The 16,008-nt window shown below is 37.3% G+C and carries 18 protein-coding genes; 8 read left to right on the top strand and 10 right to left on the bottom strand.

Features of this window, described 5'->3' with window-relative positions:
* The first annotated feature begins 100 nt into the window (after positions 1 to 100).
* Complete coding sequence (locus tag ACTJIP_RS13375; RefSeq protein WP_077417475.1) at positions 101 to 601, top strand: CinA family protein; 501 nt, start codon at positions 101 to 103, stop codon at positions 599 to 601.
* Between the two features lie 79 nt (positions 602 to 680).
* On the opposite strand, the gene ACTJIP_RS13370 is transcribed toward ACTJIP_RS13375, so the two are convergent.
* Positions 681 to 1,469: an AraC family transcriptional regulator gene (locus ACTJIP_RS13370; protein WP_440704699.1), complete on the bottom strand. Its 789-nt coding sequence runs from the start codon at positions 1,467 to 1,469 to the stop codon at positions 681 to 683.
* A gap of 128 nt (positions 1,470 to 1,597) precedes the next feature.
* Here ACTJIP_RS13370 and ACTJIP_RS13365 point away from each other — a divergent pair, with 128 nt between their 5' ends.
* The gene (locus ACTJIP_RS13365) at positions 1,598 to 2,734 is read left to right on the top strand and encodes an Atu1372/SO_1960 family protein (protein ID WP_219072671.1); all 1,137 of its coding nucleotides are present in this window, start codon (positions 1,598 to 1,600) and stop codon (positions 2,732 to 2,734) included.
* A 62-nt stretch (positions 2,735 to 2,796) separates the two neighbouring features.
* Here ACTJIP_RS13365 and pdxR read toward each other — a convergent pair whose 3' ends face one another.
* Positions 2,797 to 4,227, bottom strand: a complete 1,431-nt coding sequence (gene pdxR / locus ACTJIP_RS13360) for a MocR-like pyridoxine biosynthesis transcription factor PdxR (RefSeq protein WP_180563723.1) — start codon at positions 4,225 to 4,227, stop codon at positions 2,797 to 2,799.
* Between the two features lie 101 nt (positions 4,228 to 4,328).
* On the opposite strand from pdxR, the gene ACTJIP_RS13355 reads away from it, so the two are divergent.
* Genes ACTJIP_RS13355 through ACTJIP_RS13345 form a run of 3 tightly spaced genes read left to right on the top strand, consistent with a single transcriptional unit; the run spans position 4,329 to position 5,944 of the window.
* Complete coding sequence (locus ACTJIP_RS13355) at positions 4,329 to 4,784, top strand: cupin domain-containing protein (RefSeq protein ID WP_034698222.1); 456 nt, start codon at positions 4,329 to 4,331, stop codon at positions 4,782 to 4,784.
* Between the two features lie 32 nt (positions 4,785 to 4,816).
* On the top strand, positions 4,817 to 5,701 hold the full coding sequence (locus ACTJIP_RS13350) for a dihydrodipicolinate synthase family protein (RefSeq protein WP_440704698.1): 885 nt from the start codon (positions 4,817 to 4,819) through the stop codon (positions 5,699 to 5,701).
* Positions 5,702 to 5,710: 9 nt separating this feature from the next.
* On the top strand, positions 5,711 to 5,944 hold the full coding sequence (locus ACTJIP_RS13345; RefSeq protein WP_077417465.1) for a thioredoxin family protein: 234 nt from the start codon (positions 5,711 to 5,713) through the stop codon (positions 5,942 to 5,944).
* Positions 5,945 to 6,170: 226 nt separating this feature from the next.
* Here ACTJIP_RS13345 and ACTJIP_RS13340 read toward each other — a convergent pair whose 3' ends face one another.
* Positions 6,171 to 6,677: a pyridoxamine 5'-phosphate oxidase family protein gene (locus tag ACTJIP_RS13340; RefSeq protein WP_440704697.1), complete on the bottom strand. Its 507-nt coding sequence runs from the start codon at positions 6,675 to 6,677 to the stop codon at positions 6,171 to 6,173.
* Between the two features lie 239 nt (positions 6,678 to 6,916).
* Between ACTJIP_RS13340 and ACTJIP_RS13335 the strand changes: the two genes are divergently transcribed.
* Together ACTJIP_RS13335 and ACTJIP_RS13330 are read left to right on the top strand one after the other, a co-directional pair.
* Complete coding sequence (locus ACTJIP_RS13335) at positions 6,917 to 7,714, top strand: helix-turn-helix domain-containing protein (RefSeq protein WP_428169075.1); 798 nt, start codon at positions 6,917 to 6,919, stop codon at positions 7,712 to 7,714.
* Between the two features lie 65 nt (positions 7,715 to 7,779).
* Positions 7,780 to 8,733 carry a nitrilase family protein gene (locus ACTJIP_RS13330; RefSeq protein ID WP_180563726.1) on the top strand — a complete coding sequence of 318 codons (954 nt, stop codon included), beginning with the start codon at positions 7,780 to 7,782 and terminating at the stop codon, positions 8,731 to 8,733.
* Positions 8,734 to 8,782: 49 nt separating this feature from the next.
* Here the strand turns inward: ACTJIP_RS13330 and ACTJIP_RS13325 are convergent, their stop codons facing one another.
* From ACTJIP_RS13325 to ACTJIP_RS13310, 4 genes are all read right to left on the bottom strand, one after another.
* Positions 8,783 to 9,139 carry a rhodanese-like domain-containing protein gene (locus ACTJIP_RS13325; RefSeq protein WP_077417458.1) on the bottom strand — a complete coding sequence of 119 codons (357 nt, stop codon included), beginning with the start codon at positions 9,137 to 9,139 and terminating at the stop codon, positions 8,783 to 8,785.
* Positions 9,136 to 9,438 (bottom strand): DUF3817 domain-containing protein, encoded by a 303-nt coding sequence (locus ACTJIP_RS13320; protein WP_077417456.1) that lies wholly within the window; start codon positions 9,436 to 9,438, stop codon positions 9,136 to 9,138. The genes ACTJIP_RS13325 and ACTJIP_RS13320 overlap by 4 nt, the downstream gene beginning before the upstream one ends.
* Positions 9,439 to 9,440: 2 nt before the next feature.
* Positions 9,441 to 9,899: a hypothetical protein gene (locus ACTJIP_RS13315; RefSeq protein WP_077417454.1), complete on the bottom strand. Its 459-nt coding sequence runs from the start codon at positions 9,897 to 9,899 to the stop codon at positions 9,441 to 9,443.
* 70 nt (positions 9,900 to 9,969) lie between these two features.
* Entirely contained in the window at positions 9,970 to 10,560 is a 591-nt protein-coding gene (locus ACTJIP_RS13310) for a TetR/AcrR family transcriptional regulator (RefSeq protein ID WP_077417452.1), read from the bottom strand.
* 149 nt (positions 10,561 to 10,709) lie between these two features.
* Between ACTJIP_RS13310 and ACTJIP_RS13305 the strand changes: the two genes are divergently transcribed.
* Complete coding sequence (locus ACTJIP_RS13305) at positions 10,710 to 11,927, top strand: MFS transporter (RefSeq protein WP_180563728.1); 1,218 nt, start codon at positions 10,710 to 10,712, stop codon at positions 11,925 to 11,927.
* Positions 11,928 to 12,065: 138 nt separating this feature from the next.
* Here the strand turns inward: ACTJIP_RS13305 and pdeM are convergent, their stop codons facing one another.
* The 3 genes from pdeM to ACTJIP_RS13290 all read right to left on the bottom strand — a co-directional run bounded on the left by pdeM (position 12,066) and on the right by ACTJIP_RS13290 (position 15,937).
* Positions 12,066 to 12,710, bottom strand: coding sequence for a ligase-associated DNA damage response endonuclease PdeM (gene pdeM, locus ACTJIP_RS13300; RefSeq protein WP_219072675.1), 645 nt, complete (start codon positions 12,708 to 12,710; stop codon positions 12,066 to 12,068).
* A 49-nt stretch (positions 12,711 to 12,759) separates the two neighbouring features.
* On the bottom strand, positions 12,760 to 13,362 hold the full coding sequence (locus ACTJIP_RS13295) for a 2,3-bisphosphoglycerate-dependent phosphoglycerate mutase (RefSeq protein WP_440704696.1): 603 nt from the start codon (positions 13,360 to 13,362) through the stop codon (positions 12,760 to 12,762).
* Positions 13,363 to 13,483: 121 nt separating this feature from the next.
* Positions 13,484 to 15,937, bottom strand: coding sequence for a ligase-associated DNA damage response DEXH box helicase (locus ACTJIP_RS13290; RefSeq protein ID WP_077417444.1), 2,454 nt, complete (start codon positions 15,935 to 15,937; stop codon positions 13,484 to 13,486).
* Between the last annotated feature and the right edge of the window lie 71 nt (positions 15,938 to 16,008).

Genomic DNA, 16,008 nt, shown 5'->3' with positions numbered 1-16,008 from the left:
TGGGTTTTGAAAGCTGCTGTTTTATTCATTCAGCAGCTTTTTGAACCTCTCTTTTTCATTTCCTCAAGCTAATTTTAAACCTCATTCAAAATATAATATTATGGAATTTCAACAAAATCTTCTTGAATATATAAGTCAGTCATTCATGACCATTGACGAGACCATTTCCGTTGCAGAAAGTGTTACTTCAGGATGTTTACAGCTGGCTTTCTCACAGATGCCTAATGCTTCTATGTTCTATAAAGGAGGCATGACAACCTATTCTTTACCGGAAAAAGTAAGAATATTAAAAGTCAACAGACAGGAAGCTGAAGAATGTGACTGTGTTTCAGAAAATGTTGCAGAGACCATGGCATTAAACGTTGCAAGGCTCTACGAATCGGATTGGTCTATTGCCACAACCGGCTACTGTACACCGAACCGGAGTTCCGGCTATAAAATTTTTGCATATTTCTCATTTTCCTATAAAGGGGAGATCATTCTGACTAAAAAGCTTGAACTTCACCCAAAAACACAAGCCCTGAATGCCCAGCTGTATTATACGGAATTTATTCTGGGATGTTTTAAAAGTGAGCTCAACAGGCTTTTAATCTTAAAATAAAATACTATCAGGTCTGAAGAATACACTTTTTGCAGCGATGACCAACCTTTAAAGTGACAATACCTCATACTGAAACTCATTAGTTTTTATTGATTTTTGGCTTTACCTGCATGATGACAAAATAGGATGATGTGAAGGCGGAGAGACTTTGATAGCCTACTTTATAAGCAACTTCACTTAAAGTATATTGTCTGGTATCGATCAGCTCTATGCTTTTTAAAATCCTTGTCAGCTGCAGGTATTTTTGCAGGGTAATTCCGGTTTCATTTTTAAAAATCCGCTGAAGGCTCCTTACAGACATTTGTGCTTTTCCAGCTAATGAATCAATATCCAGGTTATATTTAAAATGAACATTGATATCATTACATACAGGAATCAATCTGGTATCCGTAGGAACAGGGATCTCTAGTCCGCTGCTTTCTTTGCAGAAGTTGGGAAGGCTTTTTAAAATAGCTTTGAAAAATAGGTCCTGTTCTTCATTTTCATCCAATGACTGGTTCCATTTTGAAGCATACAAAAGCATTTCTTTTAGAACAGGAGGAACGGCAAATACCTGTACATTCTGATAAAATTCATCTTCAAAAACAGACTTGAACAGAAAAACCATCAGATTCACCGTTTGTGCTTCAGAAGTTATTTTGTGGGCTTTTTCAGACGGAATCCAGATGACATGATGCTGCGGAACAAGATAAATCTTCCTGTCGATATGGAAATATTGGTAACCTTCTTCCACAAATGTAAGCTGGGCACGGTTATGCTGATGTTCATAGTCATCATGTTTCCAGTTTTTTTCACACCATACATAAGCTTCTTTTTCGATGGAATCTACAAATTGGCTTTCTGTTTTTTCAATCAGTCCACATTTCATATTGTCGTTTTGTATGTATATTTTGGCAAATTTAATAAAAACGACAATAGTAATTTTGTATAATCAAGATAACAGACAGTAAAAAAGAATTATCGCAACAAAAAATATTAACTTATATCTTATTCTGAATGAAAAAATTATGTCTTTTTTTTATTTTAATTTTATTATCTAATATCACCAACATCATGGCACAAAATAAAGCTAAAATACTTGTTCTTATCCATTCTGATAATGGCGGAACCTATGAACTGGCCAAAGAGATTGCCAAAGGCATTGAAAGCGAAAATAATGCAGTTCCTTATATCAAATTAGTCAAAGCTTCCCAACATCCCAATCTGAAAAATCTGCCTGTAGCAACGGCAGATGAACTGACAAACTACGATGGAATTGCTTTTGGTTCACCGGTTTATTTCGGGAATATCAGTACAGGAATGAGTGAATTTTTATCTAAAACCGTTCAGCTTTGGACCAATCACGCTTTGGAAGGAGTTCCGGCTACTGTTTTTATGTCAGCGGGGAGCGGAGCAGGAAAGGAGCTTGCACTTCAGGCATTCTGGAACAGTCTTGCTGTCCACGGAATGGTATTGGTGTCTAACGGAATTCGTGGAACAGAAGAGCTAAACAAAGCTATTCCACAGGGAAATACAGTTTTAGGAGTGACAAGTATGGCTTCTTTAAAAGATGTGGAGAGACCTACCAAAGGAGAACGGAATATTGCTGAGCTTCAAGGGAAAAACTTTGCAAAAATAGCATTGGCTCTGAAAGATACCCGCCCGAAAAAAAGCGCGCCTATCGCTGAAACTCATCAGGACTTTAATGAAATACTGAGACAAAAAAATATTATACTTCCACAGGTTCCTAAACCCGCAGGAAACTATCAGCCGTTTGTCCGTTCCGGAAATCTGGTATTTATTAATCAGGTTGCTTTGAAAGATGGAAAAATTCTCAATCCGGGAAAATTGGGCGTTGAAGTAAATGAACAACAGGTAAAAGACGCTACAAAGGTGACTATGCTGAACGTTATTTCCGTATTGAAAGAAGCTGTGGGAGGAGATTTGAGCAGAGTAAAGCAATGTGTGCAGCTTACAGGAATTTTTAATACAAAAGACGATTATACAAAACATGCAGATTTGATGAATATTGCTTCTGATCTGGCCGTTGAAGTTTTCGGAGATAAAGGAAAACATGCCAGAGCGACTTTTGGAGCATCTTCAATTCCGGTGAATTCTTCGGTTGAAATTCAGGCGGTCTTTGAAGTAGAATAAATTTCAAATAAAATCTGTGGCTATACTCTAATCACAGATTTTGTCATTATGCTCTGTAAAGATTAAAAAAACTTAGCAAAAACCTCTGAAATAACTGGAATACTTTGCTCCAGCTGCTCTTCAGAAAGCGCCCCGTAGCTTAACCTGAATCCGTTCACATGATTCTGGCTGTATTGTTTCGGGTGAATGATCTTAATATTCTTTTCCAATAACTGAGCGGTTACAGCATTCCAATCCAGTTTAACTTTTGGAGTGATCCAGAAAGCAAGACCGCCTTCAGGCAATGTAAAGTCTGCAATGCCTTTCATATGTTTGATCAGCAGTTCAAATACAAAATCTCTTTTATTTTTATAATGGATGGTTGCTTTTTTGATGTGTTTTTTTACAGCCCCTTCTTTGATCAGCTGCAGAACAGCCTGCTCCATGATTACATCTCCATGTACATCGATAATCTTTCTCAAATCACCAATTCTTTGCAATAGTTCCTGATTTTTTGTTGCCAGATAACCGATCCTTAAAGCGGGCGCAACAACCTTGCTTAAAGTTCCGATGTATACATAATGCTGAAGTTCCGGAAAACTTGAAATCGGCAGGATAGGGCGGTAACCGAAATGAAATTCATTGTCATAATCATCTTCAATGATTGTGATATTATATTGGTTTGATAATTCAATAAGTCTCAATCTTCTTGACAAACTTAGAGTAACTGTTGTAGGATATTGTCTGTGGGGAGTAATATATATCGCTTTTATGTTCTGATGTTTTGTCAAAAGCTTTTCAATAGCTTCAATATTGATTCCTTCTTTATCCACAGGTACAGGCAAAAGCTGTGCTCCTGCATATTTAAAAGCCTGCCATGCGGGCTGATAACCCGGATCTTCCACAATAACGTTGTCACCGGAGGTTAAAAGAGTCTGAGCGGTCAGAAACATACCCATCTGGCTTCCTCTTGTAATGGAAATTTCATTTTCATTAATGTGCATTCCACGCTGATGATTCAGCATCTGAGAGATCATTTTACGGAATTCCGTGTCACCATGCTCGTTTCCATATCCCATCATCTGCCACTTGGCTTTAATGCTGAAAATCTGTCTGTAAGCCCTTGCCAGCTCCGTTACCGGCGCAATTTTACTGTCCGGATGGCCATCATCAAAGTTGATTAACATTCCTCCGGAAATAATCTGCTGATTCAAAGAACCATGTGTGTTAGTTGCATTTTTCTCATGCAAAGGAGGAAGGCTTTCAGAAACAAAAATTCCTTTCCGCTCTTTGGAAACCACCCATTCTTCATTAATCAGAACCTGATAAGCTTCTACAACAGTATTTCTGTTGACTTTTAGAGTCTGAGCAAGATTTCGGCTTCCGGGAAGTGCATCTCCGGCTTTTAATCTTCCTGAACGGATATCGCTAATGATTGTATCTGCAATCTGTAGATAAACGGCTTTAGCAAGCTTTTTATCAATTTCTAATTCTAATTTCCAAGGTCGAAGCATCTGGACTATCTATTTATGTAAAAACTGAATCATTTGAATGGTCCAAATATAAAATAATTTTGTCATGCAATAAAGCACAAAACCATAATAATTTAAAAATCATGGATAAGAAACAATTCAGTTCTAAAGATTTTCACGAAACTTTTGCAAGACCAAAGTATGTAAAACCAAGTCATTTGATTCATAAAAATGTAGAAAATGCAGGAGAGCACAATCAGTTTTCAACAGAAAGGAAACACCCGGTTTTCTTTGTAGATCTTCCAAGTAAGAATGTAAGTATGACGATTGGCGGACTCACTCCCGGACAGCAAACCAACAGACACCGTCATACTTATGAAACCGTATTATTTGTGATCGAAGGGAAAGGCTGGACAGAAGTAGAAGATGAAAGGGTGCATTGGGAAGCTGGAGATGCCGTATATATTCCTTCATGGGCATGGCACAAGCATCAGAATCTTAGTGACACAGAACCAGCCAAATATATTGCCTGCGAAAATGCTCCTCAGCTGCAGAATCTGGGTGTTGCGTTGAGAGAAGAGGAAGGCAGAGACCTTTAATATCAGGATTTTAAATTTTAAATCAGCAAAACATGAAAAATGTTCCATTTAAAGGGATTATTGCCTATCCCATAACACCTTTTGATGAAAATGAAAAAGTAAATATTCCTCTTTTCAAACATCTGGTAGAAAGACTGGTTACTTCCGGAAGTCACGGAATTGCTCCATTGGGGAGTACAGGGGTAATGCCTTACTTATCTGATGAAGAAAAAGAAGAAGTAACGGAAGCTACTTTACAGCAGGTAAAAGGAAGAATTCCGACGCTGGTGGGAGTTTCCAATCTTACAACGGAAAAAACAATTTACCATGCTCAGTTTGCAGAAAAAGCAGGCACTGATGCGGTGATGATTATCCCAATGAGTTACTGGAAACTTACAGATGATGAGATTGTAACTCATTATGACGCGGTAGCCCGTAAAATTTCTATTCCGATTATGGCCTATAACAATCCTGCAACGAGTGGAGTAGACATGTCACCAGCCTTATTGAAAAGACTCCTTGAAATTCCTAATGTAACAATGATTAAGGAAAGTACAGGAGATATTCAAAGGATGCACTTTTTAAGAAGAGAATTGGGAGAGGAAGTGGCATTCTATAACGGTTCTAATCCTTTAGCACTGGCCGCCTTTTGTGCCGGAGCAAGAGGTTGGTGTACCGCTGCACCGAATCTTATCCCAGAGCTTACTATCAGTCTTTACAACGCCATTGAGGAAGGGAATCTTGAAAAAGCAAAAACTATTTTCTACCAGCAGTTTGACCTTTTAAAATTTATTGTCAATAAAGGATTGCCAAGAGCTGTAAAATCAGGGCTTACGATTCTGGGTGAAAACGGCGGAAATTTGAGAAGTCCTTTAAAACCTCTTCAGGAAAAAGAGACTGAAGAATTAAAAAATATTATTAAAACCCTTGTTAATTAATACAATCTTATGAAAAAATCCATTTTTTATCATGCAGGATGTCCTGTATGTATCAGTGCAGAACATGATATTATCAACCTTATAGGTTTGGAAAATATTGAAATTATCCATTTAGGAAATGACAGAAACAAAATTGAAGAGGCTGAGAAGGCAGGCGTAAAATCTGTACCAGCTTTAGTAACACCTAATGGTAACGTTCTTCATATTAATTTTGGAGCATCTATGGAAGATGTGAAAAAATAGAATATTAATCTTGTTGTATAAACGAGACTGTTTCAAAACTGTCATTCTGAACGAAATGAAATGTAGTGAAGAATCTCGTGTATTTAGTTATCAATGAGATTCTTCCTTTGTCAGAATGACAAAAGCCAATTATTTGACTTTCTGAAACAGCCTCGTTTTTTGTTTTCTTCCTAATTACATTTATGTGTAAAATCTTTGAGAGAATTTATTGCCCATTCAGAACTTTCTAAATGGTTGCATTTCCCTCTACACCGTCAGAATTGCTCGTTTTATGCCCTGTGATTGCAGAAGCAACAAAGCTGAAGAGACTGACCAGTTTTCCTGCTTTAGTGTCCCAATAGTAAGTTTCCTTAGGTTCTACACGGATAATGGTAACATTGGGATCGTCTTTTCCATCGAACCAGGCTTTCGCTAAAGGAGACCATTTTTCTTCTATGGTCGCCTTATCCTTGTAAACAGAAGCTTCTCCGTACACGGAAAGGTATTGGGAATCACTGTTATTCATAAAAAACAACTGTACTCTTCGGTCTTCTTTGATTTCAAAATTCTTGTTACTAGTTTCACTGCTGATAAACCAGAGATTTCCATTGTCATCCGTTTCCTGAAGAGTCATAGGTCTTGAATTTACAGGAACGGTTTCCAATTCTGTACAGAACATACATATTTTTGCACTTTCTGAAAGTTCCTTGATTTTTTTGATCGCCTCAAGATGGCTGAGATTCTTTGTTGACATAATATAATATTTTAAGTGATTGATGTAGACTAAATCATTCAAATACCTGACCAAAAGACAATAAAATGTGGTACATGGAATGGATTTCTTTTCAAAAACTTATGAGTATTTGTTGGAAATCGCAAAGACGCAAGGATAATTTTTTTATGATATAAGGCGCCAGGATTTTATCTTTGGAGAGAATTTGAATATTAAAACAGTTTCTTTTTCTGCCCATAAGTTTTATGTACATTTGATGAATGCAGATTTCGCCTCCTAAACATTTGACTCCTTTTATCAGGCATTATATCTTTTTGGAAAATTCTGAAAAGGATATAAGGAATTTAAGGCTGTTTACGGATGGCAGTTCCGGGCTTATTCTCTCCGGAGATATGAATCTGTATTCCGGTGTTTCAGAAGATCGGATGCCGCTTTCTTTTTTTTATGGAACTTTAAATGGGTATAAAGATTTCTCTTCAAAAGGAAAATTTTCGCTGATTGCCATTGTATTTCAGCCCTATTTTTTAAATATCCTTTTAAAAACTTCTGCCAAAGAGAGTAGAGATCAGATTGTCTCTGCTGAAGATGTCTTAAAGGATAAACTGGAAATATTTCAGGAAAAACTTTTTAAGAAAACAAATCCCTTGACCGTTATCAATGATCTTAATGTTTTTTTTACTGAATTTTTATCCGAAACAATAAACACGGATCATCATATTATAGCGGCCACACAGCAATATATTCTTCAAAATAAAGGCGTTGTATCATCCAAAGAATTAGAAAAATTCACAGGATATTCTGAACGTCATCTGGAAAGGAAATTTGAATTTCATATGGGAATATCCCCTAAAAAATATGGAAATATTATCCGTCTTCATTACTTTTTAAGCCTTGTTAATAAAAGTGTTGATGATAAAAATATGACGATGCTTTCCTATGAAGCAGGTTATTCCGATCAGTCCCATCTTATCAGGGAATTTAAAAACAATATCGGGCTTACTCCCAAACAGTATTTGAAAACAGAAAATAAAATGGCTGTCAATTTCATTGAACTATAAATAAGCTTGTCGGTTTTATACAATTTTTTAGAGGCTGAGCTATCTAGCTTTGCTTAAAAAAATCAATGAATATTAAAATTTCAACCGCACAATTTGAAAATAGAAGTGGTGATAAGGCTTATAATCTGTCTGTCATAGAAAAACTGGCCAGCCAGGCCGCTTCCCAGGGATCTCATGTCATTGCTTTTCATGAATGTTCCATTACAGGGTATACTTTTGCACGGAAACTTTCCAGAGAGCAGCTCCTTGATATTGCAGAACGTATTCCGGAAGGGGAGAGTATTCAAAGATTGCAGGATATTGCCGCTCAGAATGACATCACCATATTAGCCGGACTGTTTGAAAAAGATGAGCATGATCATCTTTTTAAAGCGTATGTATGTGTTGATAAAACAGGGCTGAAGGCTAAGTACAGAAAATTACATCCTTTTATCAATCCCCATCTTACACCCGGCAATGAGTATTGTATATTTGATATCATGGGCTGGAAGTGTGGTATTCTCATCTGCTATGATAACAATATCATTGAAAATGTAAGAGCGACGAGGCTTCTTGGTGCCGAAATTATTTTTATGCCCCATGTTACCATGTGTACTCCTTCCACGAGGCCGGGAGCTGGTTTTGTTGATCCTCAGCTTTGGGAGAACAGGGAAGCAGATCCTACCTCTTTGCGTTTAGAATTTGATGGTATGAAGGGGAGAGATTGGCTGATGAAATGGCTTCCGGCAAGAGCCTATGATAACGGCGCTTATATTGTTTTTTCAAATCCTGTCGGTATGGATGATGACCAGCTGAAAAACGGATGTTCTATGATTATAGATCCTTTTGGAGATTGTATTGCAGAATGCCGGTCATGGGAAAACAGTTTTGAATCTGCGGTTATTACTACTGAAAAACTTACTCAGGCAGGAGGATACAGGTATATTAAGGCCCGAAGACCTGAATTATATAGAGATATCATAGGGCAGAAGCACTCATCTGAGCAAAAAGTTATATGGCTGGATGATAAAACGGTTTAAAAATATAAACCCTCCCGCGACAAAGTTCAAGGAGGGTTTATTTATTCATTTATGGATTGATTGTTTTTTGGAGATCACTCCAGGCACCGCCGTTATAAATATGTTTGAAGCCTCTTTCTTTCAGGATATTTTCTGCTTTTACACTTCGAAGTCCATGGGAACATACTGTAATGTATGTTTTTTCAGGATTCAATTCTATATACCGCTCTCTGATTGTTCCTAATGAAATATTAACAGAACCTTCTATGTGTCCCGTTTCGTATTCTTTTTCAGTTCTCACATCAAGAATGACTGCTCCTTTTTTGATCAGTTCAGGCAATCCGTTATCTAAGGTCTGAAACTGATAAATCCTATACACAATATACAGTATAAAAGCTATTCCACAGAATATAAGCACACTTTTCATAGTTTGCTCAGGATTTTTTTGTCAATATAGAATGTTCCAAAAGGAATAAAACAGGCAAGAATTACTTTCCATGTTATTTCTTTAAATTTCCAGCTTTGTTCTACGCCGACACTCAGCGTATTGAACAGAAAAAGTAGGAATAATGTTCCATGAACGGGGCCTATTAATCGTACAAATAATGGGTTCCCCATCCAGTATTTCATAGGAACGGCAATGCATACTAAACTTAGCAGTGAAATGCCTTCCAGAATCGCCAGAATTCTTAGCCGGCCGATTTTTGTTTTGAATAAATCCATCATAATTATCTGAAATAAGGTCTGTTTGCTAAAGGAGAAAAAGGCCACGGAACAGCAATGAAAATAATGATCAGTGCTATAGAAAACCAGATCCCCATGGTTTTAAATTTGTCTTTGTCTGAAGGTTTTCTTTTGGCTAAAGCGGAACCGATAGTGATCATCACAACAGCTGTAATCATCAATGAAATATGAATCAACCCGAAAAACAGGTGTTCAAAAGATTCTTTGGCTTCATTAAAATTTTTCCAAAAATATTGGACCACAGGACTTTTGAAATAGAATATCATTCCGATAATTAATTGTACATGAGCTATTGTAGCCGTCCAGTGTCTCACAGCGTTATCAGTTCCGGTAAATTTCCTGTCGGAGGAATATCCTTTATAAGAGCGGAAGATTGCATACATCAGGCTTATTAAAACCAGCCAGCGGGTCTGAGAATGTAAAAAAGTTAAGGTTTGATACATTGTTTATTTTTTTGAACAGAGCAAAGGTATAATAAAAACATACTAATTAGTATGTTTTTAGTCAAAAAAATTATTGAAGGGTTTTAAAATACGATTTAAGTCCTTTTAAATAAACAAGATATACCTCTTTAGAATTTTCAACTTTTCCAAGGTTTCGGACACCCCAATAGCCGGAAATGACAAAAATGCTTACTTCTCTTGCACTTATATCTTTCTTAATGATTCCTGCTTCCTTACCTTTTTCTATACTTTCTGCGAAAGCATTTTCCCATTCTTTTGAAAGTTCGTGCAAAGCTTGAGTAAAGGCGTTGTGCCATGGCGCCATTTGCTGTACAAAATTAGAAGTAGGACAGCCATATTCAACTTTTAAAAAGTCAGTTTCCATCAGAAGGTTGTAGATGATCTCATAAATATTATCCAATGGATTTTTATTATTCTGAAGAGATTCAATGAAGTTGCGTCTGAAATTGGGTTTCATCAATTCATTGATAATAGCCAGTCCCATTTCATCTTTGGTTTTAAAATGATAATAAAAGGCCCCCTTCGTCACCTGAGTCGTTGCAATAATCTCATCAATGCTTGTAGTCTGGAAACCTTTCACATAGATCAATTCGAACGCTTTCTGGAGAATAGTAAGACGGGTGGCTTCTGATTTCTTCATTAAAATAGCTGATTATTCTACAAAGGAACAAATTTTAAATTTAAAATAAAACTATCATTATTCTGATATATTGATACAATTTAAATAATTTTTATAATACAATTATTCGTCGGAAATTTGCCTTGTCAATATCAACAAAATACAAGACAATGAATTATCAAAAAGAAATACAGATTAATACTGCAACACAGGCTGCTAAAAAAGGTCTCCCTGCAGCTTTATGGGCATTAACGATAAGTGCCTTTGGAATAGGAACTACGGAATTTGTAATTGTAGGCCTGCTTCCAACAGTAGCTTCTGATTTAGGGATCACGATTCCTTCAGCAGGACTGTTGGTAAGTCTTTATGCGATAGGAGTGGCTATTGGGGCTCCGGTATTAACAGCATTAACGGGGAAAATTCCACGCAAGACACTTTTGGTTTCCATCATGCTGTTGTTTGTTATCGGAAACGGTCTGGCATCTATTGCCCCCGGCTTTATTACTTTAGTGCTGGCAAGAATCCTCACGGGATTTGCTCATGGGGTTTATTTTTCCATTGGTTCTACCATTGCAGCCTCATTAGTTCCTGAGGAGAAACGAGCAACTGCCATTTCCATTATGTTTGCCGGGCTTACACTCGCCATTGTAACAGGAGTTCCGCTAGGAACTTTCATAGGACAGCATTTTGGTTGGAGAGCAACTTTCATTGGGGTTTCAATCCTTGGGATTATTGGATTAATTGCCAGTTTATTATTGGTTCCCAACAACCTGAAAAATGGAAAAACAGCTTCTTTAAAAAGTCAGTTTAAGGTATTGGGAAACAGACGTCTGATTTTTGCCTTTTTAATGACAGCTATGGGATACGGAGGAACATTTGTAGTTTTTACTTATCTGTCACCTATTTTACAGAAAATTACAGGGTTTCAGGAGTCAACCGTCACTTTTATCCTTTTGATTTATGGAATTGCCATTGCCCTGGGAAATCTTGTTGGAGGAAAAATTGCAAATAAAAATCCTCTAAAAGCCCTTCTATGGATGTTTGCTGCCCAGGGATTGATATTGCTTGCATTTTATTTTACTGTAAGCAGTCCGGTATTAAGTATTATTACACTTTTCTTTTTAGGAGCATTATCATTTGCTTCCGTTCCCGGGCTTCAGCTATTAGTGGTACAGATTGCAGAGAAAGAACTTCCGGGAACTGAGGATGTAGCTTCAGGGATTAATATTGCTGCCTTTAATATGGGTATTGCAATCGGATCTTATGTGGGAGGAATGATTGTGACCTCCTCATTAGGATTGGCGAGTACACCTTGGATTGGAGCTTTATTTTTGGTGGTCACCGTATTGATTACTCTATACAGTATCCGTTTAAGCAAGAAAAATTAAAATTTTACTAATCATTTTATTTTAGTGAGCAATCCTTGTCAAGGTTTAAAACCTTGACAAGGATTGATAAATGAAGAAGGTGGTGTTATAAAGGCAGATAAAAACCTGCCTTTATTCTGTTTATATTAAAAAGCTTTATCAAATTTCATAAATCTCAGCATCTGTAAACACAAAAAATGTACTTTTCTTAGGTAAATTTTTAGTATCCAATCCTGTAAATTCACTGAAAGCCGGAAGTAATAACTGATTGCTGCTGAGCGCAAAGCAGGGAAGCCTGATATTTTTTACAGCAGAATTCAGCACAATTCCGGGATGAATATGTCCGGTAACCTGAAATCCGGATCTGGCTGTATCAAAATCGTGAATAAAGGTAATACCATCTACTTCCAGCCATTCAGATTTGTGATGGAAACATAATTTTTTCTCCAATGCTTTCGGGATTCGGTCATGATTTCCTTCAATAAGATAAAATTGTAGATTGGGATATTGGTTTTTCCATGTACAGAATTCATCCACATCAGAATTGTCCCCTGCATGAAGCAGATCTCCAACTACAATAAATTTTTCAGGCTGAAAGAATTCAATCAGTGCTGATAATCTTTTCAGATCGCTTTTCATAATATGGTTGGCCAGTGCAATACCATTTTTTCGGAAATGCGCTGTTTTTCCGATGTGAAGATCAGAAAGGATAAGGGCTTTTTCCCTTTCCCGGAATACCGCACGCTGATTGGTCAGAATGAAAGTTTCATTTTGGACAGAAATGCTTTTGGTTGCTATAAACACGCTTTATAATTGAAAATTTAATGTTTAAAATTACGTTATATTAATTGAATCAGCTGACCTTCCGGCTTACACGAAACTTTTCATCAAAAACATAAGTCAGTGGAAAGCCTGTAGCTATTTCTCTTTCTAAAATTTCTTCAGGAGACAGATGTTCAAGGTACATGATCAGTGCGCGGAGACTATTTCCATGAGCGACAATCAATACATTTTCACCCTTTTTTAATAATGGTCTTATCTGGCTTTCAAAATAGGGAATTACTCTGTTGTACGTATCTTTAAGACTTTCTCCGCCCGGCGGAACTACATCAAATGATCTGCGCCAGGCATGAACCTGTTCATCACCATATTTCAGAGCGGTTTCTGCTTTATTTAATCCTTCCAGATTTCCGTAAGAACGCTCATTGAGCGCTTTATCTTTAACGATTGGTATATTGGGGTTTCCTATTTCATTCAGGATGATGGATAAGGTATGCTGTGCTCTGATCAATGCAGAAGTGAAAGCAATATCTATTTTTTCTCCTTTTAAAGCAAGACCTGCTTTTTTTGCTTCTTCAATACCGGCTTCAGTTATATCGATATCTTTCCACCCTGTAAATCTGTTTTCCAGATTCCAGAGTGACTGTCCGTGGCGGACTAAGAACAATTTTTCCATTTTAAATTTTATTTAAACTTCTGAGAAGCTATACTCTAAGTTACGATGATTATTTAAACTTATCAAGAAAATTAACTTAGAATATTAGGCTAAGAATAAGATTAAATTTCACTGAATTTATTTACGAAATATCACTTATATTGGAGAGTTTCAGCATTCTTTTAATTCTTGCATCAAGTCCTTCACTGGAAAGTGTTTGTCTCAGACTGTCTACTTTGATCGGGAAACTGAGTGGAGTAAAGGAACGGGAATGTTTTAGAATAATTTCAGACTTTTCAATCCTTTTAAAAGCTTCTACAAGCCGCTGTTCCTGAAGTTGCATGTTAAAGACTTCCGTATAGGCCTGTTTTATTAAAAAATGATTGGAATCATGTTCTTCCAGTACTTTAAAAATAAGCCCGGCTGAACTCTGCAATGATTTGTTGGAGCGCTGCTGCCCGGCATAGTTTTGAATTACCATTCCTGAAATTACGGCAATATCTCTGAATTTTCTTCTCGCCATTTCAGCAGAATTGATACTTGCAATCACATCGTTCATCAGATTATCTCTGGTTAAAATCTGCTGCAGATTATCTTCATTAAGCGGTATTTCTTTATCACTGAACAGCTCGAATCCATAATCATTCATTGCCATCGAAAAGGAAATAGGGGCCAGTTTTGAGATACGATAGGCAATCAGTGCGGCCATTACTTCATGCACCAGACGGCCTTCAAAAGGATACATAAACAAATGATATCCTTCACGGTTTTTAATCATTTCCACCAGGAATTCGCCTTCTTTGGGGATATGAGAGTTCTTTTCCTGATTGATGAGCAATGGATGTAAAAATTTCAGTTCTTTTTCGGAAGCTTTCGGGTTTAAGGCATGGGAGAGCTTTTCTCTTAAAAAATGTCCCAGATTGGTACTTAAAGGCAATCTTCCGCCAAGATAACTCGGAACCAGTGCTCTTCCTTTGGCTGCTCTTACATAAACGGTCATATCTTTGATCATTGCAACCTCCAGCGTGCGCCCGGCCAGAATAAATTTTTCCTCTTTTTTCAATTTTGAAATAAAATATTCTTCAATCATTCCGATATACCCTCCGGAAATAAATTTCACCTTCAGCATAGCATCACTTACAATCACACCCATATTCATCCGGTGAAGCATAGCGATCTTTCTTGAAGTGACTTTATAAAGACCATCTTCCATAATGACAACCTTATGAAACTCTTCATAGCTTTTCAACACACTGCCGCCAATGGTAAGAAATTCAAGAATACTTTTCCATTCTTCATCGAGTATTTCCTGGAAGGCATAAACTTTTTTGATTCTTTCATAGAGTTCATCAGGATAAAAACCATCGCCAACGGCAAGTGTCATCAGAAACTGAACCAAAACATCAAAACATAAGACCTGTGGTTCTCTGGGCTCAACGACTTTCTGTTTTACAGCTTCTTTTAAAGCAGAAACTTCAATCAGTTCCAAAGAATGGGTGGGAACACAATAGATTCTGGAGGTTTCAAAAGGGGAGTGCCCACTGCGTCCTGCTCTTTGAAGGAACCGCGCAACACCTTTGGCGGATCCTACCTGAATAACAGTATCCACAGGTTTAAAATCAATACCAAGATCCAGCGATGATGTGGAGACCACTGCTTTTAATTTGCCGGAACTTAGATTTTCTTCAATCCAGATTCTCAAATGGGCATCAATGGAACTGTGATGAATCGCGATCTGTCCTGCAAAATCAGGGTGAGCATCCAGCAAAAGCTGATACCACATTTCACTCTGGCTTCTTGTATTCGTAAATACAATGGTGGATTTTGATTCAAGAATAATCGGAACAACTTTATCTGCGAGTTTGTTTCCGAGGTGCCCTGCCCAGGGTAATATTTCGATTTCATCCGGAAAAACCGGGAGAATATCTATCTTTTTGTGCTCTTTGGCTGTGATTTTTGTCTTTTTGCTCTCATAAGGAATAAGAACTTCCATGGCTTCATCCAGATTTCCGATGGTCGCTGTAATCCCCCAGATTTTAATCTTGGGAACATATTTCCTAAGCTGGGAAATGGCGAGTTCCACCATAACCCCACGTTTTGAACCCAGTAATTCATGCCACTCATCCACAGCGACACATTTCATATCTCTGAAAAAAGGTTCATTATTTTTCTGAGCGAGAAGCAAATGGAGGCTTTCCGGAGTTACAACCAGAATTTCGGGCATTTTCTTTATCTGCTGCTGTCGTACTTTCGGATCGGTATCTCCGTTTCTTACGCCTACAGTCCAATCGAGTCCTATTTCATCAATAGCCTCCTGCATGGCTTTCGCAATATCTTTGGATAAAGATCGGAGTGGAGTAATCCAGATCATTTTCAAGCCTTTTTTATAGCTTTCAGGATGATTCAGGAAGTCTGAAACTAAGGCTAAAAAGACCGAAAAAGTTTTTCCGAAACCGGTAGGAGCTACGACCATTCCGCTGTAGCCGTTTCCAAATTTCTTCCAGGTTTCCAACTGGAATTTAAAAGGGGCAATACCTTTATCGGTCATCCATTGTTGGATGATCTTAAATCCGTCGGTATGTTCAAAAGCTGCCAATTTATATTTTGATTTAAATGTTAACGCAATAGACGCTAAGAGTTTATATTCGTTTTTAATGTTTTTCGATC

It is taken from the genome of Chryseobacterium sp. 22543, from assembly GCF_052044565.1.
In the GTDB taxonomy this organism is placed as follows: domain Bacteria; phylum Bacteroidota; class Bacteroidia; order Flavobacteriales; family Weeksellaceae; genus Chryseobacterium.
This window is presented reverse-complemented; position numbering and strand designations above follow the sequence as displayed.